The sequence below is a fragment of the Sphingobium sp. EP60837 genome, assembly GCF_001658005.1.
GTDB lineage: Bacteria > Pseudomonadota > Alphaproteobacteria > Sphingomonadales > Sphingomonadaceae > Sphingobium > Sphingobium tyrosinilyticum.
The window spans coordinates 2,125,099-2,146,013 of the sequence record NZ_CP015986.1; the positions used below are offsets into that span (position 1 = coordinate 2,125,099).

Here is a 20,915-nt window from a genome sequence, read left to right on the forward strand (position 1 = left end):
TTTGAGAGAACCAAACCAGCCTTGCGCTAGGCCAACATGGAGCGCGGCGCAAGGCCAAGCGCATCTTTTGGATGCAATTGCGAGAGGAACTATTGTCCATTGCTGAATCCCGATGCTAAGGCGTCGGCCAATCGAAGCCGCAAGCCTCCGAGTTCATTAGCGATGCAAGTGAAGAATAGCGTTTATCTAGCCCTGCTCGCCGGACTAGCGGGGTGCGCCACGCTGCCGTCCAGCGGGCCTACCGGAGGGCAGATCGAAAAATCGGCTGCCGTTCCCAAGGATGGTTCGTCCCCGATCCGGGTGGTTCCGATCCACACGATCGCGGATGTGCCAGGGGTCGGTGCGATAACGACGAGCTTGTTGCCCGAGCTGGCGCCGCCTCCCACCGACATGATCGGTCCGGGGGACGTGCTGGACATCAATATCTACGAAGCGGGGGTCACCCTCTTCTCTGGCGCTGGCGGTGGTGGCGGGGGACTGAGCCAGATTGTCGCCAATCCCGGCGTACAGGTGCAAAAGCTGCCGCCGACGCGGGTCGACGATTTGGGCGACATCACCATCCCTTATGCCGGAACGCTGCATGTGGCGGGGATTACGACTGGTGAGGTCGAAGCGATGATCCGCAATTCGCTGGCGCGGTTGTCGCAGAACCCGCAGGTGATCGTCACGCTGAACCAGGCCATCACCAATTCGATCATCGTCGGGGGTGAGGTGGCCAGGCCAGGCCGCCTCGTCCTCCAGACGAACCGGGAAACCCTGTCCGACGTGATCGCGCTCGCCGGCGGCTATCGCGGTAACGCCAAAGATCTGCTGCTGCGGATTGTCCGGGGTGAGCGAAGTGTCGACGTTCGCGTCAATGATCTTGTCGACAATCCCAGGCTGGATGTGCGGGCCTATCCCGGCGATCGGCTGATGCTGATTAATAATCCCCGTACCTATTCCGTGCTAGGAGCTCCGGGGCGGGTGGAGCAGGTGCCGTTCAGCCGTTCGTCGGTTTCCCTGGCCGAGGCGGTCGCTACCGCCGGTGGCGTCAATCCTGGAATCGGCAATCCCGCGGCAATCTTTGTGTTCCGTTATGTCCGCGATGAGCAGGGCAATGAGGTGCCGCGGGTTTATCATCTCAATATGATGAAAACCGGTTCCTATTTCCTCGCGCAGCGCTTCGCCATGCAGGACAAGGACGTGCTTTACATCGGCAATGCTGCGGCCAATCAGCCCAGCAAACTCATTCAGCTGATCAGCCAATTGTTTTCTCCGATCTTGACGGTGACAAGCGCGGTGCAGACTGTACAGAACAGTAACTGAACCTCCTGAGGGGCGACCTGGCCGTCGGCCGCTCTCTCTGTTTGGAAGTGGGAAGATGGAGATAGAGTTCTTCGACATCGTCGGCATCAAGTTGCTCACCCCCCGTCATATCGGGGATGAGCGGGGCTATTTCGCAGAAATTTTTCGGGCCGATCTGTTCGCTCAGTATTGCCGCGATCTCAGCTTCGTCCAGGACAATGAATCGCTAAGCGTCCGTCAAGGCACCATTCGCGGGCTGCATTTCCAAAGCGAGCCGCACGCCCAGGGCAAGCTCGTCCGCTGCACCGCGGGCGCCCTTTTCGATGTCGTAGTGGATATTCGCCAGGGCTCCCCCACCCATGGGCAATGGTTGGCCGAGACGCTCACCCCTGACAATGGCAAGCAGCTTTGGATTCCGCCGGGTTTTGCCCACGGCTTCTGCACGCTCGCGCCTGATACGGTCATCTGCTACAAGGTGACCGACTATTACAGCGCTGAGTGCGACAAGGGGCTGCGCTGGGACGATCCGGCGATTGGCATCGACTGGCCCCAGATCGCTGATCCCGACACATTGTCGCCGAAGGACCGGCAGCAACCGCTGCTGGTGGATCTCCCCGCTTATTTCACCTGGAGCGAATAACCTCATGCGCGTGATCGTCACCGGCGGCGCCGGCTTTATCGGGTCGGCCCTCGTCCGCTATTTGGTGCTGGAAAAGGGCTATGAGGTTCTGACCATCGACGCTCTGACCTATGCGGGTTGCGAGGCTTCACTCAAGACGGTCGAGGGCAAAGCCAATCACCGTTTCCTCAGGGCCGATATCTGCGACCGCGCGGCGATGGACCAGGCAATCACCGGCTTCTGGCCCGATCGCATCATGCACCTGGCGGCCGAAAGCCATGTCGATCGCTCGATCACCGGCGCGGCCGACTTCATCCAGACCAATGTCGTGGGCACCTTCACCCTGCTGGAGGCGGCACGTGGCTACTGGAACGGACTTGAAGGTGCGGCTAAGGAGGCTTTTCGCTTCCTCCACGTCTCGACCGACGAGGTTTACGGCTCGCTGGGCGATGAAGGGTTGTTCGAGGAGAGCACGCCCTACGACCCGAGCTCGCCCTATTCGGCGTCCAAGGCCGCATCGGATCACCTCGCCAAAGCCTGGCAGCGCACTTATGGATTGCCGGTGGTCGTGTCGAACTGCTCTAACAATTACGGCCCCTATCACTTCCCCGAAAAGCTGATCCCGCTCACCATCCTGAACGCGCTCGCGGGCCGTGCGCTGCCGGTCTATGGCAAGGGTGAGAATGTGCGCGACTGGCTCTATGTCGACGATCATGCACGCGCGCTCGACCTCATCATCGAGCGCGGGGTGCCCGGCGGAACCTATAATGTCGGTGGACGTAACGAACGGCGCAACATCGACGTTGTGCGGCGGATCTGCGCCGTGCTGGACGAGCTGGTTCCCGCCGACGCCCCCCGCGAGGGGCTGATCGAGTTCGTTACCGACCGCCCGGGCCATGACGCGCGATATGCGATCGACGCGGCCAGGCTGGAGACGGAACTTGGCTGGCGTGCGCAGGAGAATTTCGACAGCGGCATCGAGAAGACGGTGCGCTGGTATCTTGAAAATGAATGGTGGTGGAAGCCGTTGCGCGACCGTTATGACGGCCAGAGGCTGGGTCTGAGTGCTGCGCTTGCCGGAGTGGCTGCGTGAGGATTGCCGTCACCGGCAAGGCTGGGCAGGTCGTCACCAGCTTGGTCGAGCGTGGAAGCGCGGCCGGGCATGAGGTGATTGCGCTGGGCCGGCCTGAGATGGACTTGGCCGATCCGACTTCGATTGCCCGCGCGTTCGAGGAGGCGGCACCCGATGCCATCGTCTCGGCGGCGGCTTATACTGCAGTTGACAAGGCGGAGAGCGAAAGGGACCTCGCCCACGCCGTGAACGGCCGCGGCGCCGGCGCAGTAGCGGAGGCCGCGAGGGCGCTGGGCGTGCCGCTGATCCATATCTCGACCGACTATGTCTTCGACGGCAGGCTCGATCGGCCCTACGTCGAGAGCGATCCGACCGGACCGACGGGCGTTTATGGCGGGTCCAAGCTGGCGGGAGAGCAGGCGGTGCTGACTGCCCATGGCGGCAATAGCGCGGTGCTGCGCGTGGCGTGGGTCTATAGCCCGTTCGGCGCGAATTTCGTGAAGACCATGCTGCGCCAGGCCGGTGACAGGGACGAGGTGTCCGTCTTAGCCGATCAGCTGGGCAATCCCACCAGCGCGCTCGATATTGCCGATGGCATCATCCGGGTTGCTACCAATTTGGTATCCGATAGCTATCCTGAGCTGCGCGGGGTCTTCCACATGACCGCCAGCGGCGAGGGCACCTGGGCCGACTTTGCCGAGGCGATCTTCGCCGCCTCCGCCGCGCGGGGTGGACCTTCGGCGCGGGTCAAGCGGATCACCACCGCCGACTATCCGACGCTGGCCACCCGGCCACCCAATAGCCGTCTCGATTGCGGCCTGATCGCAAGGGTGCATGGCGTGGCCTTGCCCGACTGGCGCGGGTCGTTGGAAACTGTGCTAGCCCGGCTGCAACCGGCAGCGGCCCACTGACCCACCTAAAAGGAACGACGCATGAAGGGTATCATCCTCGCCGGTGGCAGCGGCACCCGCCTTTACCCGATGACGCTGGCGACCTCGAAGCAGCTGATGTCGGTCTATGACAAGCCGATGATCTATTACCCGCTGAGCACGCTGATGCTGGCGGGTATCCGCGAGGTGCTGATTATCTCCACCCCGCGCGACCTGCCCGCATTCCAGGCGCTGCTGGGCGATGGGTCGCAGTGGGGCATGCAGTTCGAATTCGCCGAGCAGCCGAGCCCCGACGGGCTCGCGCAGGCCTATATCATCGGCGCCGATTTCGTGGCGGGGCAGCAGTCGGCATTGATTTTGGGTGACAATATCTATTATGGCCATGGCCTGCCCGAACTGCTCGCCAGCGCATCGTCGCGAAAGCAAGGCGCGAGTGTCTTCGCTTACCATGTGACCGACCCCGAGCGGTATGGCGTGGTGAGCTTCGATGAGTCCAAAAGGGCCATCAGCATCGAGGAGAAGCCAGCGCGGCCCAAGTCCAATTGCGCAGTCACCGGGCTTTATTTCTACGACGAGCAGGTGGTGGACATCGCCGCCAATCTGGAGCCGTCCGCTCGTGGTGAGCTGGAGATTACCGACGTCAATCGCGTCTATCTGGAGCGCGGGCAGCTCAACGTGGAGATCATGGGGCGCGGCTTCGCCTGGCTGGATACCGGCACGCCCGACAGCCTGCTCGATGCGGCGGAGTTCGTGCGCGTTCTCGAAAAGCGGCAGGGCTTTAAGATCGCCAGCCCCGAAGAAATCGCTTTCCGACAAGGCTTTATTGGAGTCGCGGAACTGGAGCTCGCGATCGGCAAGCTGGGCAAGTCGGATTATGGCCGCTACCTGCAAGGGATATTAGTGGACGTTTGAGTAGAGCGTGGGCAGCACCGCCCGCCTCAGGCAGCTCCTCGAACGAGTCGAAATATGCATCTTTACCCCCTCAGCTGTCGGCAGGCATAGCTCGGCATCGCAGAACTATAGCCCTCCAAGCAACCGAATTCGGCGAACTCCCTTCTACGCCCCAGCTTTTCAGCAGGTAGAGCTGGTGGATGATGGAGAACAGCTCACGGATCAGTAGGGTTCGCAATTGAAGTCTGTTGAACCCGGCGCGGCGGTCCTGTTGGTCTGCGGGCAATGTTGCTCGACAAACCGGCAATGGGCATAGGTAGTCGCCAGCTAGAGTGCATAATCGGCAAAGATCGGCACGGCGTTGACGTCGGGCGTTGCCGTGATCCAGAGCAGGGGATCCCCGAACCGGTTTGCCCGGCGGCCGTTGACAATGCGGTGCAGCCCTCGGGCCAGTAGAGGCCGATCGCATCGGCTACCCGGCGCGGGAGCGATCCCCGGATTTCCCTTTCGGGCGGCGCGGCCAGGCTGCGCGCGGTGGCCGGGACCGTCAGATGCAAGGTCGCCAGCGTGGTGCTCGGCAGACTGGGCTTTGTCGGGCGCGCCAAGATGCGCAATTCACCCAAAATTTCCTCAGGATATCAGCGGTGATCGCCCAGCCAGGCTTTCACGCGCACCGGTCCGCGCCCTCTGCATTCCTGCTCTCAGATGGGGTGAAAACACATTGTCCGGTATTCACCAAACCGGCAGCAGGCCAGTCTCTCGATAGGCAGGTCTCATACCAGCGCGCGCTCTCCGTTCTGGACGGTGAGCGCGACAGCCCTGGCGGTCACCGTGCCGTCGATCCGCAGATTGACATGCGTGCTGTTGAGCCGGATCGCGGACAGGCCTGTTACGGTGACGGTCGCACCCTGGGCGATGATCGTCGGGAAGTCAGAGGTGACGGTGAGCGGGGCGTTGTCGCCGGTGCAGGTGACGATGCCGCTAGCGCTCGTGCAGGCGGCCTGCGCGGATGAAGCCATGGCCGGCGCGGCAAAGACGCTCACGCTACCGAGCAGCGCCCACTTGGACGCGCCATTTCGAATGTTCACCTTGTACTTTATAGCCCCGCAGCCGGCGTACACGGAAGACCCTAGAAGCTTTGATTAATTAAGTCGGAGAAACAACTTTATGAGAGATGGAAGTGCTTTTCTTTGAATTGCTGCCAAGGCATCACTGTGACGTGCCGGTTCGCACTTGAAGACTAACTTGTTAAGGCGCGAAATTGATTTATGGCGCTGCTGGCGGCGCATGATATGGTCCGCCCATGACGCCGATCGAACGCGCCGCCAGGGCAATGTATAATGCTGTTAAGCCGGAATGGGACTGGAACGATCCAGATGCAGAACTCTTGCGGCGCATGTATAGAGAAAACGCTCGGGCCGCCATCGCTGCCCTTCGCGAACCGGACGACCTCATGGTCCAGGCAGGCGCTGAGATCGTCCGACATATTGGAGCGGCGGAATCAGACGAAGCCTTCCTGAACGATGCGGCGAACACTTGGCGATTGATGATCGATGCTGCGGTAGCTGAAAGGGAATGCTGATCTCGCAACGCGGCTGGCTGCGCTTTCAGCCGATATTACATTTGGGATGCGGAACCCGCCTAAAACTCGGTGATGTTAGGCTTGCACCGAGGGGCGGTGCTCAGCTCAACCTGTTGATGGACTCACGCATGTGATCCACGCTGACGCTGGAATAGCGCTGGACCATGCGCAGAGACTTCCAGCCGCCCATGTTCATGATTGTGATGAGGTCGATCCCCGCCATGACGCAGTGAGACGCCCAGTGATGGCGCCAGTCATGGACGGTAAAATCCTCGATCCCAGCGCGCTTGCAGGCGGTCGCATGCTGGTTCTTGATCGGGTTGCCGCCGGGTATGTTAGACCTGCGCGTGTCAGAATAAGGTTTGCCAAAGCGGTTGAGGAAGACGTGGCCCTGTGTCGGCTGTCCGCGCTTTTCCCAGATCGGCCGAAGGATGTCGAACACGCGAGAATGCATAGGCACAGACTTGATGACGGCGTTCTTGCTGTGATTGAGCCGGATCGATCTTTCCTTCATGTCGACCCCTTCGACGCCCCAAGGTATCTGCAAGGCTGTCTGGATACGCGGACCCTGAAACGCCAGCATGATGATAATGGGCTGGATATGAGGTGAATAGGCTGCGATCAGCCGATCGCGGTCTTTCTTGCTGAGGAAGCACACTCGCTCATTGTTGAACGGGATGGCCTTGATCCGCAGGGGCGGGAGGTCGTGCAGATCGTAATTGACATTGATCGCTGCCTGGAACACCGCGCGGTAGCGATCCTGACCACCCGGGTCATGGCCGGTGAGGTAAGCGCGGCGAAAATGCTCCCAAGCCTGCTTGGGTTCGCGCAAACTGAAGTCTCCGATCAGGCTGTTAAGTTTCCCGATGCGCAGGACGTCGGACGCGCAGGGGGGCTTTGCCTTTGTTAGATAGCTGGAAAAGGCATCGGCAATGGTGCCCTGCGCGACGATCGCGGCAGGACCGAACATCAGCTGTTCGCGCAGATTCGTCTCATGTTCCGCCCTCAGGTGCGACGCAGCATTTGCGTCACTCGTTCTTGAACTGAATTCTTTGACGACGATCTGCCTATCGCCGAGCGAGACAGTGCCTCGGATATAGTAAATGCGGTTCTTCCCGCGGGCTCGCATGGAGAGCATGTGATTTTTTCCAATAGCAGTTGGTACTGTTCCTCCGTCGCGCGAATCTGTCCGCACGCATGAACATAGGGCACGCCATGTTTCTTGAAGATCCGGCGCATCCATTTCGTCGGCTCGCTACTAGTCATGCTGAACCTAGCGAGGATGTCACGCGGAGTGAGAAGTGGCTTTAAACCAGCGGCAGCGCATCCATGACTCTGCGGTTGCCCTCCATTAGCATCACAGGCTGTGAATGGAGTGCGAGCACCCGAAGCGGGTGACTTTTGCTTTGGGCCCAAACGGTGTTTAGATGACACCATGGAGCGAGCTCCTGTACCTGTGGCGGCATTCGCGTAAAATCGGGATTGCCTGCGTTCGGTCGCTAAAAAGATTGATCTGCGACCGGGCTTCCTTGATCAGGCATTGCGCTTTGGCCATGCCTCGCTCAGGCGGAGACATTCCGTCGAACATCATCCAGTAAACGCGCCCAGGCATTTGTATGGAATTCCTGCGCCGCCTCCAATCAGGCATGGTCGGCCGACTGCCCGATTGCATGAAGATCGATAGGCGGGTGCGGAAGATCATCATCGATCGTCCTTCCCTCCCACGGAAGGATCCCATCCAAGCCACTTTCGAAAGTGGCTTAGCGAGAGGATCAATATGCCGCTCGCGACAATGTGTGCGGATAGTTATTAGGTCGGGGGCCTTCCGTGATCGCTCGGAAACCCATTTTGCCACCATCGCAAAAGACTGGCTGAACGAACCTGCCAGATCGGACCGGCCAAAGCTGATTTGGCCGCGATGACTACAAGCAGAACCGCCAAAATAAGAGGTGGTGGCAAGGCGCTGGAGATGCCCTCGAATTTCTTCGTTAAGCTTGATCACGACAGACATAAGAAACCCTTTTTAAGGGCCTGCCCGCCAAAGCTTTGATATCATAGCAACACCGCGATCACCGGGAAAGAGCGCTGAGAGAGTGGCTGAAAGTTTTTTAGGATCGCGATGCCGTCCCCTTGCGATCGAACCGATAGGAAGAGGCCATTTTCGGTGGTTGCGTGGTTTTTGACACCTAAAGTTACCGCAAGGTCAAGTTCGGCCGTGCCAAGGAGCGGCGCATCATGGCCGACGGTCTCCACGATCCGGGTGTCTGGCTGATGGGATGCGGAGCGCTGCGGCAGGCAGCGCGAAGATTGTGGCTGCGGACAGCGCGCGGGACGCGATGGCGTCTGTTTGATGTCTGATCGGCCTCCGGCGCGGCGGGGGTGGGCGTCGCTGCCCTCTAGTCCCACCGCGGCGAGCCGCAAGTCGGGGCTTCGCCCCAACTCCTCCACTGCGTTGCGGCCCTGCAAGCCACCCCATTGCCCAAGCGCAATGGGGACCCCGGGGGTGCTGCCCGCCTCATGTCGGTGGGACTGCCGGTCCGCTCCTGCCGCCCACCCCCGCCGTTCCGGCGGCCGGTGCGATGCGGGAAGGAGAAAGGAAATGGGGTATCAGGATAAGGGACGGACCGGCGCCACCCTCTATAGTGAGGTGACGGATCGGATCATCGCGCAGATCGAGGAAGGCACCTTGCCTTGGGTGCGGCCATGGGATGATGGCAGGGCGGCATTGGGTCTGCCCCGCAATGCCGGGACGGGAAGGCGTTACTCGGGGATCAATGTGCTGATCCTGTGGAGCCGCTTGTTCGAGGAAGGTTACGGGTCGCAGCGCTGGCTGACCTATGCCCAAGCGCAGGCCATGGGCGGCAATGTCCGCAAGGGGGAGCGGGGCACTACCGTCTGCTATGCGGATCGGTTCACCCCCAAGGAGGGCGACACCGTTCCGAGCGGCCCGGATGGCGAGCCGCGACAGATTGCCTTCTTGAAGCGCTTCACCGTCTTCAACATCGACCAGTGCGATGGATTGGGCGAACGGGCCACGGCCGCCGTCACCACATGGAATGAGGCGCTGACCCTTCCCATTGCGCAAACGCTGATCGAGGCGACGGGGGCGGACATACGGGTCGGCGGCGGGGAGGCCTATTACGCCCCGCAGGATGACTATATTCGCGTGCCCCGGCCCGAACATTTCCATGAGCCGATCAATTGGTTTCGCACAGCGCTCCACGAGCTGGGGCATTGGACCGGGCATCGTTCACGGCTGGATCGGCTCCCCGATACCGGCTTTGGCAGTCCAGCCTATGCGCGGGAGGAACTGATAGCCGAATTGGCCAGCGCCTTCCTCTGCGCGGAATTGGGCATCGTGCCGACTGTCCGTCATGCCGACTATCTGGGCGCATGGCTTTCCGTTCTGCGGGAGGACAGCAAGGCGATCTTTCGCGCCGCCAGTCAGGCCAGCAAGGCCGCCGACTATCTCCTCGCCTTCGGGCAAGGGGAAGAGCAGCAGGAGGAAGCGGCATGACCCACGATCCCCATGCCGCAGCGCGGCAGCGCTATCGCGCGGCGCTGGCCGGGCTTCCTGCTATCCCCCGCATCGTCTTCCTGCTGCACAGCCTCGATTGCCTGAATTATGAGCAGATCGCCTTCCGCATCGGAGAGGATGTGGGCGCGGTGGAACGGCATTTTGCCACCGCGCTCAAACATTTGGTGCGGGAGATAGACGGGCCTTCGCAATGATACGCCATTTTGGCGATAGTCTCCCGGCCGCGCCCGTTCATCTTCATTTGGTGGACGGGCGCTGTTTGGGTAGGAGGGGGGCGATGCGCACCGACCTCGACCATCTTCCTCCTGCCAAGCAGCGCGAACTTGAGCGCGTAGTGCAGATCATCTTCGAGGAATTCGGGGACGCCAACAATCTCGCCACCGGCAAGCGCAAGGCGGGCCGCATCCACAAGATCATCCTCTATGGCAGCTATGCGCGGGGCGGATGGGTGGACGAGCCGCACACCGCCAAGGGCTACAAGTCGGACTATGACCTGCTTATCATCGTCAACCAGAAGGAACTCACCGACCGGGTCCAATATTGGGAGAAGACCGACGAACGGCTGATGCGCGAACTGGCCATCACCCAGACCCTCAAGACCCCGGTGAACTTCATCGTCCACACCTTGCAGGAGGTGAATGACGGGCTGGCGCATGGGCGCTATTTCTTCATGGACGTCGCCGGGGAGGGGATCGCCCTCTATCAGGCCGACGCCAGCGAACTGCACAAGCCCCGGCCAAAAACGCCAGCGCAAGCGCTGGCCATGGCGAAGGAATATTTTGATGAGTGGTTTCCTTCGGCCGGAGGATTTCAGCGGAACGCCGGTTATGCTGTGCGAGACGGCGACAAGAAACTTGCCGCCTTCCTATATCATCAGGCCGCCGAACGGCTGTATCACGCGGTGCTATTGGTAACGACCTTTTACACCCCTCACGTCCACAATCTGGGCTTCCTCCGCACCCAAGCCGAGCGCCTCGATTTCCGCCTGTTCAACGTCTGGCCGCGCGACACGCGGGCCGAGCGGTCGATGTTCGAGAAGCTGAAGGACGCCTATGTGAAGGCGCGCTATTCCAAGCATTATACGATCAGTGAGGAAGAGCTGAGCTGGCTTGGAACCCAGGTCGAGGAGCTGGGCCGCGTCGTCCATATCGTCTGTAGCGAGAAGATCGCCGCCCTTGAGGCAGCCCTCTAGCCGGTGATGAAATTCTTGAGCGCTCGCAGGTCGCGGGTGATCCACTTCGCATCGCGGGCGAACATCTCATCATCCATGCCGGGCTGACGGAACAGCGTCAGCATCACCTCCGCCCCGTCGCCATTCTGGATGACGCGGAGGGGGACATGGATTTCCTGACCATCCCCCGTATCGACGAAATGATCCATCACCCCACAGTCGTTATGGGGGGTGAACCGGATCGAGATCGGTCCTTCCGGGCCATCGGCGAACCATTGGTCGCCCTCCTGTCGGAGGTCGGATTCGGCGAGGCCCGATGCCCATTTGGGGAAGACTTCGGGCCGCCAGATCGCTTCGTAGAGCGCCTGCCACTCGCGGTTGATCGATATACTGTAGGTGCGCGCGGGCAGCATGGCGCCGGTCCTCTTTCTGGTTCGAATGCCGACAGCGGTTAGCGCCGTTGGGCCGCGCTGTCACCGACCGGACCGAAGTGTTGCGCCCCAGAACTTGAAAGCGGACGCAGCGGCAAGCCGCTGCGAAGTGTCCGACGCACGGCCAAGGCCGAGTGTAATGCACCTTACGCACGGCTGCTGCGGAAAAATGTTTATATATTTCAGTAAGATATGACAAAATACAGGTATTCGCCGTTTCGGCTTGCGCGCATACACGTATTCCCGTCAGGCAACGATATCCGGCCTATCTTGTTGCGATATATGGATAATTCATCGAGAATACGCGTCTTCGCTGAGGCGAATACGCGTATTCCGCCAGATCGGCGAAAGTTGTTGGCGGAAGCGCCTTGTCGCCCGCTTTACGGCGCTCAGCGCCTGATGATATAAGCTCTTTCCTGGCGGACAGATCATTACGAAAGTAATTGTCATGCCGATTATCACCATACGTCTCGATGAAGAGCTTCACCGGCGCGTCAAAGGCCGGGCAGCCAACGCTCATCTTTCCATTTCAGACTTTCTTCGCCCCTTGCTGGAGGACGTCGCCTTCCCCGGCGGCCGTTACGCTTACACCGGCCAGGACGAACTTCTGGGCATCGCCATTCAGACCTATGCTCTGATCGTCGAGATCGCTTCGGTGCAGCCATCCCCCGTCCTCGTGGAGCGCGCGATTGCCAATGCCGGAACTCTGATGCGAGAAAGGGGGCTGATCGATCCCGCCGCCGAAACGCTCGCCGGGGTGCGGTCAGCCCTGTTCGGAAATCGGGAGGAAGATCGATGAGTATCTTCCGCAACGACACGCTGGGCTCCTGGACCAGAGGTGGTCAGGCGACCGTCCATAACGTCCGCATGACCACGCAGGTCTTCAAACAGACGACCCTTGCCGGTCTGGTTCTCTGGGTCATGCTGACCGTCTGGTTCGTGTATGAGGCGCTTCATGATTCTACTCGCACGCTGCTCGGCAAGATGCTGGAAGCGTGGATACAGCTTTACGTGGTCGGCAGTCCGGCCAGCCCCATCCTGTTCACGCCGCCAAGCGGGTTGAGCTATTGGACCAGGGCAGACGCTCTTCTTCGCTCCGGCATCGCGCGCAGTGCGCTCGATGAGTTGGAATATGGCTTCAAACTGGTGGGTGTCTGTACGGGGATTTTCGTCCTCGCCGCTCTTTTCCTGGCCTGGTATTATTTCACGGTTTCGGGGCGTGGGCTCGGCTCCAATCAGTTCATGCGCGGGGCGCGGTTCGCGTCGGTAAGGCAGTTGCGGCGGCGCCTGAAGGATTTGCCTAAGGGCAGTCTGAAGGTCGGCGGCATCGCAATTCCCGCCGCCTATGAACCCGAACATATCCTGCTCAGCGGTGCCCCCGGAACGGGGAAGACCAACATACTCCACGTCATGCTTGAAGGCATCCGCAAGGAGGGCAAGCGCGCGATCGTTTATGATACCGCCGGCAGCTTCGTCGAACGCTTCTATCGGCCGGGTAAGGACATCATCCTCAATCCTTTCGATTGCCGCTCCTCGCAATGGTCACCCTGGCTGGATGCGCCCATCGACTATCATTACGACCAGATCGCGGAGTCCGTTGTGCCGGATACCGGCAAGGATCCATTCTGGGCAAAGTCGGCGCGTGGCACGCTGGTCGCGGTCATGCGGACGCTGGTGCAGCACGACCGTATGCGTGTCTCCGCACTGCTCGACATCATCACCCGGTCCGGTCTCAAAATCCTGGCGCAGTTCGTCGAGAACACCGACGGCTCCGCCTTCATATCGCCGGAAGGCGAGCGCACTTCGGCCGGCATTCAGGCAGAGCTGGCTTCGGTATTGCGGGGGTTCCGCTATCTTGATGACACTGACGAGGGCGTTTCGATCCGCGAGTGGGTAAAGAATGAGGAGGATGACGCTTGGCTGTTCATCACCGTGAAGGCAGATCAGCTCCCGACCCTTCGCCCCCTCATCACCATGTGGCTCGACATCGCCATCAATGCGATCATGAGCATGACGCCCGACCAGCACAGGCGTCTCTACTGCGTCATCGATGAGCTGGCCACGTTGCAGCGCCTGCCGTCGCTTTCCGACTTCCTAGCCCGCGCCCGCAAATATGGCGGCTGTGGAATATTGGGATTCCAGTCCTACCCACAGCTTGAAGCCGTCTATGGCCGACAGGAGGCGGCGGCTCTGACCGGCTATTGCTCGACCTGGATCGCGCTGCGGGCCAACGACACCCAGACGGCGCGACACGTCTCCGACAATCTGGGGCAGGTGGAGCAGGTTGAGGCCAATGAAGGCATGTCGTACGGTGTCAACGACATGCGCGACGGGGTCAACCTCTCGCGCACGCAGGTTACGCGACCTCTCGTCCTGCCGACAGAGATTGTGAACCTCCCCAATCTCGCCGGCTACCTGCGGTTCGGACGCGATTTGCCGGTGATCCGCTTTGTCGATCGCTTCCATCCCGGCAAGGTCAGAGAACCGGCTTATGTGGATCGTACCGAACCCGCGATCCGACTTGACCCATCGCCCTATCCGCCGATCGACGACAGCCCGGCCGAGGCGCCAAAGGGATTTGTCGCTCCGACCAAGGCAGCGTCGGACAACCCCTCGGACGGTCCGATCAACCATGCTGGGGGCGAGCCGGAGAAACCGTCGCCCGCCCCATATCCGGGGTTGATAGGGCCGCGCAACTCGTCGGGCAGCTCGCTCCGCTATCAGAATCGCCCTAACGGTCCGTTCCGTCCGGCGAACCCCGCCTGATCTTCTCTCTCCCTTCGAAGGACATTTCCATGCGTCGCATCACGCGTAATCCCGCCATTATTGTTCGCTCATCCGAAGGCCCATCACAGCTGGAAGACCACATGATCGCGCCTATCAGCGTCCGTATCGCTACAGCCGTCAGAATGACGGGCATCGGACGATCAAAACTCTATGAGCTGATCCAGGAAGGAGCGATCGACATCGTCAAAATCGGCACGGCAACGCTCATTCCAGTCGCCAGCCTGTATCAGTTGTTCAAACGAAATCGGAAGTGAGGCGAATTGGGAATTGCGATTGTTATCATCGCGGTTGCCGGCTTCTAAGCCCCCTGACCGCTATTCGAAGACATAGACCAACCGTTTGACCCAAATCGCGAGAAGAAACGGTGGGCTTGTCTCCGAGGAGAATTGCGTACTCAATTCCATCGCTCGCGCGAGTGGGATTCGTTCACCTCCCGCCCCTGGAAACGATTGCGGCCAAGGCGCGGTTGCCCTCGCACTCCTTCGATTCGACGGCCCAGGAGACCTTTCGAGCAGTTTGGCGCGCTGTAGGCCAAGAAAAGGCGCATCTACATTCTCGCGAGAAGTTGTGGCTGCCATCGAAAGCATCGAAAGTGCCTTGCAATCTGGATATGCACCAGCTCCTTCTCAGAAATATTCATCTCATAATATCGATTGCGCGCTCTGATCAGAATCAAAGCAAGCTTTGGAAACAGTCTTGAATGCGCCGTTGGTGTGACTGACAGATCATGAGTGGGCAGTGATCGAGCCGCTTCTGCCCAACAAGCTGCGGGCGTGCCGCGGAAGAAACGAGCTGCCGAGATTGCGGAACCTGTGAGCGCGCTCAGCTCAGCCCGGATCTTCGGTCGGGCAACAAGGTGAGGTTCCGGTTCGCTTTCGGAGAGCCGTAAGCGTCTGACCTGCCATCCTTATCCGCCGCTGGCGCACTCATATACAGAAATGCGCCTTGAAGTACCGGTTGGCAAAAAACGGCATTGTCCAGAGCGTTATGACTGGAGCGGGTAGCGGGGATCGAACCCGCATCACAAGCTTGGAAGGCTAGTGCTCTACCATTGAGCTATACCCGCCCGCAGGCCAGCGCCCTGCCATCATTACTAGGCATTCGTCAACACTAAAACGCGACGTCCAAGATGCGCTCTGATCGGGACAATAGCAGAGCCGAACGGATTATAGCCGTCTACTGTTGTCCATTCCACAGCCTAACATTATCACTCCGCTGGCGCGGTCGTTGGAGGGGCGAAATGCCAGTTGTCGATCACCCGCGCCATAGCCTGCATCAATCAGATCATGTGCTTCAGAAGCGAACCCTGAAGCCCACCGTCGCGCTCTGGCCGCTACTCTCTGCGCCGAATTTGCTGTTTGCACCGAAGAACAACGCAGCGGTGGCCGACACCTTCAAGCTTGCTCCCGCGCCGACTGTGGCGAGGGTTTCGCTGCTGTCGGAGCCTGCGACGGTCAGACCATCAGCCACACCCGTATAGGCGGCGGTGGCGAAGGTCCGCCTGCGGCTTAGCTGGTGCAGGACGCCTGCGGAAAGCCACGGGCTGATCCGTGCCTCGGCCGAGCCATGCAGTTCCAGTGCGCCGCGCAGGAAGGTCGCCTTGGTGCGGCGCGCTTCGACGCCGAGGGCCCAGACCGCATCGCCGCTCTCGTTCGCGCCACTGCGGCGGGAGGAGATGTGGGTGATACCGATCTCGGGCGCGATGGTCCAGTTCTGGTCCAAGGCGAAGGCATGGCCGAGGGACAGGTCAGCCGTCCAGCTGCGCAGGCGATAATGGCTGTTGACCTTGCTGCCGCCGAAGAGGGTGCGGTGTGTGTCGGCCTTGCTGCCGTCGTAGCTCAATGATGCGGCAATCTGGAAGCCGCCTGCCGTGCCTTGGGCGACTACACCGGCAAGTATGCCGCCAGCCTCCGTCCGGGCCGCAAGCGCGCCGATCTGCTGCCGTGCGTCAATATAGCCGACATAGGTGCCTAGCGAGGCGTCCTCATTGCCAACGCCTACTCCGGCGAGTGCGCCATAAGTGGAGACATTCGCGCGTGATGTGCCAATCGTCGCGTCGCTAGCCAAGCGACGCCAGCCACCCAGCGCCTGGCCAAAGGTGAAGGGGCCTGCCTCGTCCCCCAGCATACTGGTCGAGGCGCGGCGCGACCTTCGCTGGGCGAACAGCGGCGGCCGCGTCCGTCATTTGCGCCTCCCAGACTTGCCCTGGTCGATGCGCTCGATGCGAACGACCTGCTGCTTGCTGGACCCGAGCCGCAGTTCCGCTGCATCGAAGAGGCGGTCGATGATATAGTAGCGGCCGCGCACGCGATAGTGACCAGTTCAGCCTTGCCGTCCGGGCTGGTGACGAACAGCGGCGGCGCATCACCCTGGCCAAGCGACGGCGGAGACTCGACGTAGATGCGCTCGCCATCGTCGAACGCGCACAGCGGGCGGCAGCCTGCTCGGTCGCCGCTGATAGCGTAGTTGAAGTGCAACTGCTCGACCGTGAGGCCAGCAGCGACTGGGGCTGCTGGCTGCGCCGCTTCGGTCCGGCGCTTGAGCGCCAGCAATTCGGCCTGCGGATAGGTCCAGCGCATCGACCAGATCGCCGTGCTGCGCGTGCTGACCAGTCTTACATGATAGGTCCGGCGGTCGGAGGGGATGACGGGATCAGCTGGCAGTTTGGTCGCGCGCGATCCGTTCCCGTCATCTCTTGAGCGGGTCAATGACGCACCACGTCAAGCCAGCCCAAGCCGGCCCGTATGCTCGATGAAAGCGGCATATGACCACAAGGCTGAGTGGCGCCATCCCGGGAGAGCTTGGCTGTGGGTGCTTGGATGGGTATCCGTTCTGCTGCCGCTGATCGATGAGGACGTCCCAATTTTTTGATATTTTTGCCCGCAGCAAAAGTTCATTAGGAAATTATGGTTAATTCAGCCCATCGTGTCGAAGCCGAACGAACGAGGGTGCGCAAGGGGACCATCATGCAGAAGAATGGCAAAGTTGCATTGATCACTGGTGTTACCGGCCAGGACGGAGCCTATTTGTCGGCACTTTTGCTGTCCAAGGGTTACATCGTTCATGGTATCAAGCGGCGCGCCTCGCTCTTCAATACGGTCCGCATCGATCATCTTTATCGCGATCCCCACGAAGAAGATGTCAGGTTTTTCCTGCATCATGGCGATGTGACTGACTCAAGCAATTTGATTCGGGTCATCCAGCAGGTACAGCCCGACGAAATCTACAACTTGGCTGCACAGAGCCATGTCGCCGTTTCGTTCGAGGAGCCGGTCTATACCGCTAATTCTGATGCGCTGGGTACGTTGCGGCTTTTAGAAGCTATAAGAATTTTGGGTCTGGAAAAACGTACTCGCTTTTACCAGGCATCCACTTCCGAGTTGTTCGGTCAAGTACGTGAGACGCCCCAGACAGAACAAACACCCTTTTACCCGCGATCGCCATATGGCGTGGCGAAGCTCTATGCTTATTGGATAACTGTAAATTACAGAGAGGCCTATGGCCTCTATGCTTGCAACGGAATTTTGTTCAATCATGAGTCGCCCCTGCGCGGAGAGAATTTCGTCACGCGAAAAATCACTCGGGCACTGGCGCGGATAAAGCTCGGTCTTCAGGAGACGCTTTATCTCGGCAATTTGAGCGCCAGACGAGATTGGGGACACGCGAAGGACTATGTCGAAGCCATGTGGCGCATGCTGCAGCTCGACTTGCCAGAGGATTTCGTGATCGCCACTGGAGTTCAGCATAGCGTCCGCGACTTTGTAACCTCAGCGGCCGCCGAACTCGGTATCGTGATGCGTTGGGAAGGCGATGGGCTCGAAGAAAAAGGATACGATGAAAAGGGCCGCTGTCTCGTTCGAGTAGATCCTCGCTATTTCCGCCCAGCTGAGGTCGAAACCCTGCTGGGCGATGCAGCAAAGGCTCGCAAACTTTTAGGATGGAGTCCTGCGACGTCCTTCGACAATCTGGTTCGCGAAATGGTCTTGGAGGACCTTAGGACGGCGCAGCGGGACCAGTTGGTCAAAAGACATGGCTTTCAGGTTCATGACCATCACGAATAAGCAGGCACCGAGATTGGGATGGAACTTCGCTGCCGGCGTCGCCAGTACAGCGTGGACAGCGATCGTCACCATATGCACGGTGCCGCTCTATCTCCACTATCTTGGGGTGGAAGCTTACGGCTTGATCGGCTTCTATACCGCGCTCCAAGCGATGTTTGCCGTTCTCGATCTGGGCCTTTCACAGTCGATCAATCGGGAGGTCGCGCGCGCCCACAGCGAAGATGAGCTCGCGCGGGCCAGGGACCTGCTTCACACGCTCGCTTTGGGGTACTGGGCGGTGGCGGTCGCGATCGCGGTTGGGATGTGGGCCGCCGCGCCATGGATTTCACGACATTGGCTGAGCGCATCCATCGACACAGACACGCTTTCCAACGTGATTGCGCTCATGGGACTCACGGTCGCCTGTCGTTTTCCTCTCTCTCTCTATCTTGGGGCCTTGATGGGCGCTCGCCGCATGGGCCTGGCCAGTGCGATCGAGATTATCATGGTTACTATCGCCAATTTGGGCGTCGCTGGGATCCTTGCCATGGTTTCGCCAACTCTGGAGGCATTCTTTTATTGGCAGGCATTGGTTGCAGTAGGCAATGTGCTAATCGTACGAGCCTTTGCGTGGCGCGCTGTCAAGCAGCCCGGCAGTCGGTCGCCGCGTTTGGATTTAATCGATGTGCAACGCATCTGGCGCTTCTCGGCGGGACTGGCAGTTACCTCCCTCACCGCCGTCGTGTTTTTGCAGAGTGATAAAGTCATACTCAGCAAGATCGTCCCACTCACTGATCTCGGTCGCTATACCTTAGCATGGATTGCAGCGCGCAGCCTTTACGTTCTGACGGCGCCGACGTTCAGCGCGATCTATCCGCAAATGTCCGCGCTACACGCACATGGGCTTCTTCAAGAGATCGCACATCTCTATAGATCGGGAACTAGGCTGCTCATGGCAGTGATTTTTCCGGCGGCGATGTTCTTGGTAATGTTCTCCACAATAATCTTCACATTTTGGACTGGCGACGCGAAGCTCGCGAAAAGCCTAAGCGTCGTGGTGGCTTTCCTGGTCTTGGGAACAGCGCTGAATAGCGCTATGCATTTTCCCTATGCGCTGCAGCTCGCATTTGGGAAATCTAACCTGCCAATGATAATTAACACATTGTTATTGTTTGTATTTTCTCCATTGGTCATATTTCTTTCTGTCAGATTTGGTATAGCCGGGGCTGCGGCAGCTTGGGCAATCCTTAATCTGCTCTATCTCTTTTTGGGAACTTGGCTTACGCATCGGTATATGTTGCCAGGTATCAGTTTACAGTGGCTTGGTGGAGACGTTGGCCTACCTCTTCTAATTAGTTTGACTGTCGTCGGCGGCGGCGGCCTGATGTTGCAGGCTCTTTCTCTGCCTCCTTTTGCGACAGTAGCGGTTGGGATGATGCTTGCCGGCGTTGCCTTCGCAGCTACCTTCTGGCTGACCCCGAACCTCGCCGACTTTGTCCGGCAGACGTTTGGATGGCACCCACAATTATTCAGTGCGAAAGCTTAGGTGAGGCAACTATGCAGCTAACGATCTGCATCGCCACCTACAATCGCGGTGCCTTCATCGGTGAGACGCTGGATTCTATCATCCCGCAGCTCCGACCCGGCATCGAGGTCGTGATTGTTGATGGCGCCTCGCCGGACAACACAGCGGCGGTGATCGCTCCCTACCTTGAGCGCTCTTCGGCTATAAGATATTTTCGTGAAACCGAGAACTCCGGTGTCGATGGCGACTATGACAAGGCGGTCAACTATGCGGTCGGTCGACATTGCTGGCTCTTTCCAGACGATGACCTGTTAGCGGCAGGGGCGCTCGATCGTGTCCTCGAAGCTCTGGAAGGCGGCGCAGTCGATTTGCTGATCGTGGATGCCGAGGTGCGAGACCGAACTCTCAGCCGTACGTTGCAGTCTGGCCGCCTCGCGTTCAGCGGGGAGCGCCGCTATGGTCCGGAGGATGCGGAAGCCCTGATGGCGGACGCGGGATATTGTTTGTCGTTCATCGGCGGAGTCATCATCCGCAGGGAATCCTGGATATCGCGATCGAGAGAGCCCTATCTCGGCTCCTTGTTCATTCATGTCGGGGTGATTTTTCAGGAGCGCGGCATAAGGCTGGCGAAAGTTCTGGCCGAACCACTGGTAATGATCCGTGCCGGAAACGCCATGTGGCGGGCGCGGGGATTTGAGATTTGGGCCTTCAAATGGCCATCGTTGATCTGGAGCTTCGAAGGGTATTCGGATGCAACAAAGGCAAAGGTCACGCCGAGTGAGCCTTGGCGGCGTTTTTGGTGGCTATTGGGCTATCGGGCGCTTGGTGCGTATTCGCGCTCTGAATATGATCTTTATTTCTCCAACAGACTTTCCCGTTCTGAACGCCTCGTTCCGGGCTTGGTCGCAATTTTCCCGGGGCGGCTCGCTAACCTGATCGGAGTGGCTGTGCTGGCGCTGGTGGGGAAGGGAGGCGGAGCGGTGGCATACGACCTCATCGCCTCCAGTCGCTTTTCCAATGTAGCGAGCCGTTTTTTGACCAGCTTCTGGTTGGGCCGGTTTAAGCGGCCGCTCCCATGATCCAGC

The 20,915-nt window shown here is 59.7% G+C and carries 21 protein-coding genes and 1 tRNA gene; 15 read left to right on the forward strand and 7 right to left on the reverse strand.

Translation table 11 applies throughout. The features are described 5' to 3' along the window. The first annotated feature begins 162 nt into the window (after window positions 1-162). From EP837_RS10310 to rfbA, 5 genes are read left to right on the forward strand one after another with little or no spacing between them, the layout of a single operon-like run. A complete protein-coding gene (locus tag EP837_RS10310) occupies window positions 163-1,305 on the forward strand; it encodes a polysaccharide biosynthesis/export family protein (RefSeq protein WP_066527123.1) in 1,143 nt (380 codons plus the stop codon). Window positions 1,306-1,360: 55 nt separating this feature from the next. Continuing rightward, complete coding sequence (gene rfbC / locus EP837_RS10315) at window positions 1,361-1,924, forward strand: dTDP-4-dehydrorhamnose 3,5-epimerase (protein ID WP_066527125.1); 564 nt, start codon at window positions 1,361-1,363, stop codon at window positions 1,922-1,924. A 4-nt stretch (window positions 1,925-1,928) separates the two neighbouring features. Beyond that, window positions 1,929-2,996 carry a dTDP-glucose 4,6-dehydratase gene (gene rfbB, locus EP837_RS10320; RefSeq protein WP_066527126.1) on the forward strand — a complete coding sequence of 356 codons (1,068 nt, stop codon included), beginning with the start codon at window positions 1,929-1,931 and terminating at the stop codon, window positions 2,994-2,996. Then, window positions 2,993-3,886, forward strand: coding sequence for a dTDP-4-dehydrorhamnose reductase (gene rfbD / locus EP837_RS10325; protein ID WP_066527127.1), 894 nt, complete (start codon window positions 2,993-2,995; stop codon window positions 3,884-3,886). The genes rfbB and rfbD overlap by 4 nt, the downstream gene beginning before the upstream one ends. 21 nt (window positions 3,887-3,907) lie before the next feature. Further along, window positions 3,908-4,777, forward strand: a complete 870-nt coding sequence (gene rfbA / locus EP837_RS10330) for a glucose-1-phosphate thymidylyltransferase RfbA (RefSeq protein WP_066527133.1) — start codon at window positions 3,908-3,910, stop codon at window positions 4,775-4,777. Between the two features lie 752 nt (window positions 4,778-5,529). On the opposite strand, the gene EP837_RS10335 is transcribed toward rfbA, so the two are convergent. Then, window positions 5,530-5,844, reverse strand: a complete 315-nt coding sequence (locus EP837_RS10335) for a hypothetical protein (RefSeq protein WP_066527138.1) — start codon at window positions 5,842-5,844, stop codon at window positions 5,530-5,532. 215 nt (window positions 5,845-6,059) lie between these two features. On the opposite strand from EP837_RS10335, the gene EP837_RS10340 reads away from it, so the two are divergent. Beyond that, window positions 6,060-6,338 carry a hypothetical protein gene (locus EP837_RS10340; protein WP_066527141.1) on the forward strand — a complete coding sequence of 93 codons (279 nt, stop codon included), beginning with the start codon at window positions 6,060-6,062 and terminating at the stop codon, window positions 6,336-6,338. A gap of 100 nt (window positions 6,339-6,438) precedes the next feature. Here the strand turns inward: EP837_RS10340 and EP837_RS10345 are convergent, their stop codons facing one another. Next, window positions 6,439-7,476 (reverse strand): tyrosine-type recombinase/integrase, encoded by a 1,038-nt coding sequence (locus tag EP837_RS10345; RefSeq protein WP_066527144.1) that lies wholly within the window; start codon window positions 7,474-7,476, stop codon window positions 6,439-6,441. A 285-nt stretch (window positions 7,477-7,761) separates the two neighbouring features. Continuing rightward, the gene (locus EP837_RS20980; RefSeq protein ID WP_156518469.1) at window positions 7,762-8,349 is read right to left on the reverse strand and encodes a hypothetical protein; all 588 of its coding nucleotides are present in this window, start codon (window positions 8,347-8,349) and stop codon (window positions 7,762-7,764) included. A 588-nt stretch (window positions 8,350-8,937) separates the two neighbouring features. Here EP837_RS20980 and EP837_RS10355 point away from each other — a divergent pair. From EP837_RS10355 to EP837_RS10365, 3 genes are all read left to right on the forward strand, one after another. Beyond that, entirely contained in the window at window positions 8,938-9,855 is a 918-nt protein-coding gene (locus tag EP837_RS10355) for an ArdC family protein (RefSeq protein WP_066527147.1), read from the forward strand. Continuing rightward, window positions 9,852-10,070 carry a sigma factor-like helix-turn-helix DNA-binding protein gene (locus EP837_RS21325; RefSeq protein ID WP_066527149.1) on the forward strand — a complete coding sequence of 73 codons (219 nt, stop codon included), beginning with the start codon at window positions 9,852-9,854 and terminating at the stop codon, window positions 10,068-10,070. The genes EP837_RS10355 and EP837_RS21325 overlap by 4 nt, the downstream gene beginning before the upstream one ends. Before the next feature lie 83 nt (window positions 10,071-10,153). Next, on the forward strand, window positions 10,154-11,068 hold the full coding sequence (locus EP837_RS10365; RefSeq protein WP_066527152.1) for a HEPN domain-containing protein: 915 nt from the start codon (window positions 10,154-10,156) through the stop codon (window positions 11,066-11,068). Here EP837_RS10365 and EP837_RS10370 read toward each other — a convergent pair. Next, on the reverse strand, window positions 11,065-11,460 hold the full coding sequence (locus tag EP837_RS10370) for a polyketide cyclase (protein WP_066527154.1): 396 nt from the start codon (window positions 11,458-11,460) through the stop codon (window positions 11,065-11,067). The two genes, EP837_RS10365 and EP837_RS10370, sit on opposite strands and share 4 nt — an antisense overlap. A gap of 466 nt (window positions 11,461-11,926) precedes the next feature. On the opposite strand from EP837_RS10370, the gene EP837_RS10375 reads away from it, so the two are divergent. The 3 genes from EP837_RS10375 to EP837_RS10385 are packed head-to-tail and all read left to right on the forward strand — an operon-like array spanning window position 11,927 to window position 14,519. Further along, entirely contained in the window at window positions 11,927-12,277 is a 351-nt protein-coding gene (locus EP837_RS10375; RefSeq protein ID WP_066527158.1) for a hypothetical protein, read from the forward strand. Further along, on the forward strand, window positions 12,274-14,244 hold the full coding sequence (locus EP837_RS10380) for a type IV secretion system DNA-binding domain-containing protein (protein ID WP_066527160.1): 1,971 nt from the start codon (window positions 12,274-12,276) through the stop codon (window positions 14,242-14,244). Before EP837_RS10375 ends, EP837_RS10380 begins: the two co-directional genes overlap by 4 nt. Window positions 14,245-14,273: 29 nt before the next feature. Beyond that, the gene (locus tag EP837_RS10385; protein WP_335675633.1) at window positions 14,274-14,519 is read left to right on the forward strand and encodes a helix-turn-helix domain-containing protein; all 246 of its coding nucleotides are present in this window, start codon (window positions 14,274-14,276) and stop codon (window positions 14,517-14,519) included. A gap of 738 nt (window positions 14,520-15,257) precedes the next feature. Here EP837_RS10385 and EP837_RS10390 read toward each other — a convergent pair. From EP837_RS10390 to EP837_RS20495, 3 genes are all read right to left on the reverse strand, one after another. Next, window positions 15,258-15,331: transfer RNA gene (locus EP837_RS10390), tRNA-Gly, on the reverse strand. Window positions 15,332-15,558: 227 nt separating this feature from the next. Next, complete coding sequence (locus EP837_RS10395; protein WP_237234880.1) at window positions 15,559-16,332, reverse strand: autotransporter outer membrane beta-barrel domain-containing protein; 774 nt, start codon at window positions 16,330-16,332, stop codon at window positions 15,559-15,561. Next, entirely contained in the window at window positions 16,263-16,973 is a 711-nt protein-coding gene (locus EP837_RS20495) for a TrbG/VirB9 family P-type conjugative transfer protein (protein ID WP_225870538.1), read from the reverse strand. Before EP837_RS20495 ends, EP837_RS10395 begins: the two co-directional genes overlap by 70 nt. Window positions 16,974-17,231: 258 nt before the next feature. Between EP837_RS20495 and gmd the strand changes: the two genes are divergently transcribed. Genes gmd through EP837_RS10410 form a run of 3 tightly spaced genes read left to right on the forward strand, consistent with a single transcriptional unit; the run spans window position 17,232 to window position 20,909 of the window. Further along, a complete protein-coding gene (gmd, locus tag EP837_RS10400; RefSeq protein ID WP_066529174.1) occupies window positions 17,232-18,326 on the forward strand; it encodes a GDP-mannose 4,6-dehydratase in 1,095 nt (364 codons plus the stop codon). Then, window positions 18,310-19,851: an oligosaccharide flippase family protein gene (locus tag EP837_RS10405; RefSeq protein ID WP_066527165.1), complete on the forward strand. Its 1,542-nt coding sequence runs from the start codon at window positions 18,310-18,312 to the stop codon at window positions 19,849-19,851. The genes gmd and EP837_RS10405 overlap by 17 nt, the downstream gene beginning before the upstream one ends. An 11-nt stretch (window positions 19,852-19,862) precedes the next feature. Further along, the gene (locus EP837_RS10410; protein WP_066527167.1) at window positions 19,863-20,909 is read left to right on the forward strand and encodes a glycosyltransferase family 2 protein; all 1,047 of its coding nucleotides are present in this window, start codon (window positions 19,863-19,865) and stop codon (window positions 20,907-20,909) included. Window positions 20,910-20,915 lie beyond the last annotated feature (6 nt).

What these genes read in the sequence shown, in the direction of transcription:
- EP837_RS10340 (WP_066527141.1), top strand. Translation starts at nt 6,060, where the DNA reads ATGACGCCGATCGAACGCGCCGCCAGGGCAATGTATAATGCTGTTAAG.
- gmd (WP_066529174.1), top strand. Translation starts at nt 17,232, where the DNA reads ATGCAGAAGAATGGCAAAGTTGCATTGATCACTGGTGTTACCGGCCAG.
- EP837_RS10410 (WP_066527167.1), top strand. Translation starts at nt 19,863, where the DNA reads ATGCAGCTAACGATCTGCATCGCCACCTACAATCGCGGTGCCTTCATC.
- EP837_RS10380 (WP_066527160.1), top strand. Translation starts at nt 12,274, where the DNA reads ATGAGTATCTTCCGCAACGACACGCTGGGCTCCTGGACCAGAGGTGGT.
- EP837_RS10385 (WP_335675633.1), top strand. Translation starts at nt 14,274, where the DNA reads ATGCGTCGCATCACGCGTAATCCCGCCATTATTGTTCGCTCATCCGAA.
- EP837_RS10405 (WP_066527165.1), top strand. Translation starts at nt 18,310, where the DNA reads ATGACCATCACGAATAAGCAGGCACCGAGATTGGGATGGAACTTCGCT.
- EP837_RS10365 (WP_066527152.1), top strand. Translation starts at nt 10,154, where the DNA reads ATGCGCACCGACCTCGACCATCTTCCTCCTGCCAAGCAGCGCGAACTT.
- rfbC (WP_066527125.1), top strand. Translation starts at nt 1,361, where the DNA reads ATGGAGATAGAGTTCTTCGACATCGTCGGCATCAAGTTGCTCACCCCC.
- EP837_RS21325 (WP_066527149.1), top strand. Translation starts at nt 9,852, where the DNA reads ATGACCCACGATCCCCATGCCGCAGCGCGGCAGCGCTATCGCGCGGCG.
- EP837_RS10310 (WP_066527123.1), top strand. Translation starts at nt 163, where the DNA reads ATGCAAGTGAAGAATAGCGTTTATCTAGCCCTGCTCGCCGGACTAGCG.
- EP837_RS10355 (WP_066527147.1), top strand. Translation starts at nt 8,938, where the DNA reads ATGGGGTATCAGGATAAGGGACGGACCGGCGCCACCCTCTATAGTGAG.
- rfbA (WP_066527133.1), top strand. Translation starts at nt 3,908, where the DNA reads ATGAAGGGTATCATCCTCGCCGGTGGCAGCGGCACCCGCCTTTACCCG.
- rfbB (WP_066527126.1), top strand. Translation starts at nt 1,929, where the DNA reads ATGCGCGTGATCGTCACCGGCGGCGCCGGCTTTATCGGGTCGGCCCTC.
- EP837_RS10345 (WP_066527144.1), bottom strand. Translation starts at nt 7,476, where the DNA reads ATGCTCTCCATGCGAGCCCGCGGGAAGAACCGCATTTACTATATCCGA.
- EP837_RS10370 (WP_066527154.1), bottom strand. Translation starts at nt 11,460, where the DNA reads ATGCTGCCCGCGCGCACCTACAGTATATCGATCAACCGCGAGTGGCAG.
- EP837_RS20980 (WP_156518469.1), bottom strand. Translation starts at nt 8,349, where the DNA reads ATGTCTGTCGTGATCAAGCTTAACGAAGAAATTCGAGGGCATCTCCAG.
- EP837_RS10375 (WP_066527158.1), top strand. Translation starts at nt 11,927, where the DNA reads ATGCCGATTATCACCATACGTCTCGATGAAGAGCTTCACCGGCGCGTC.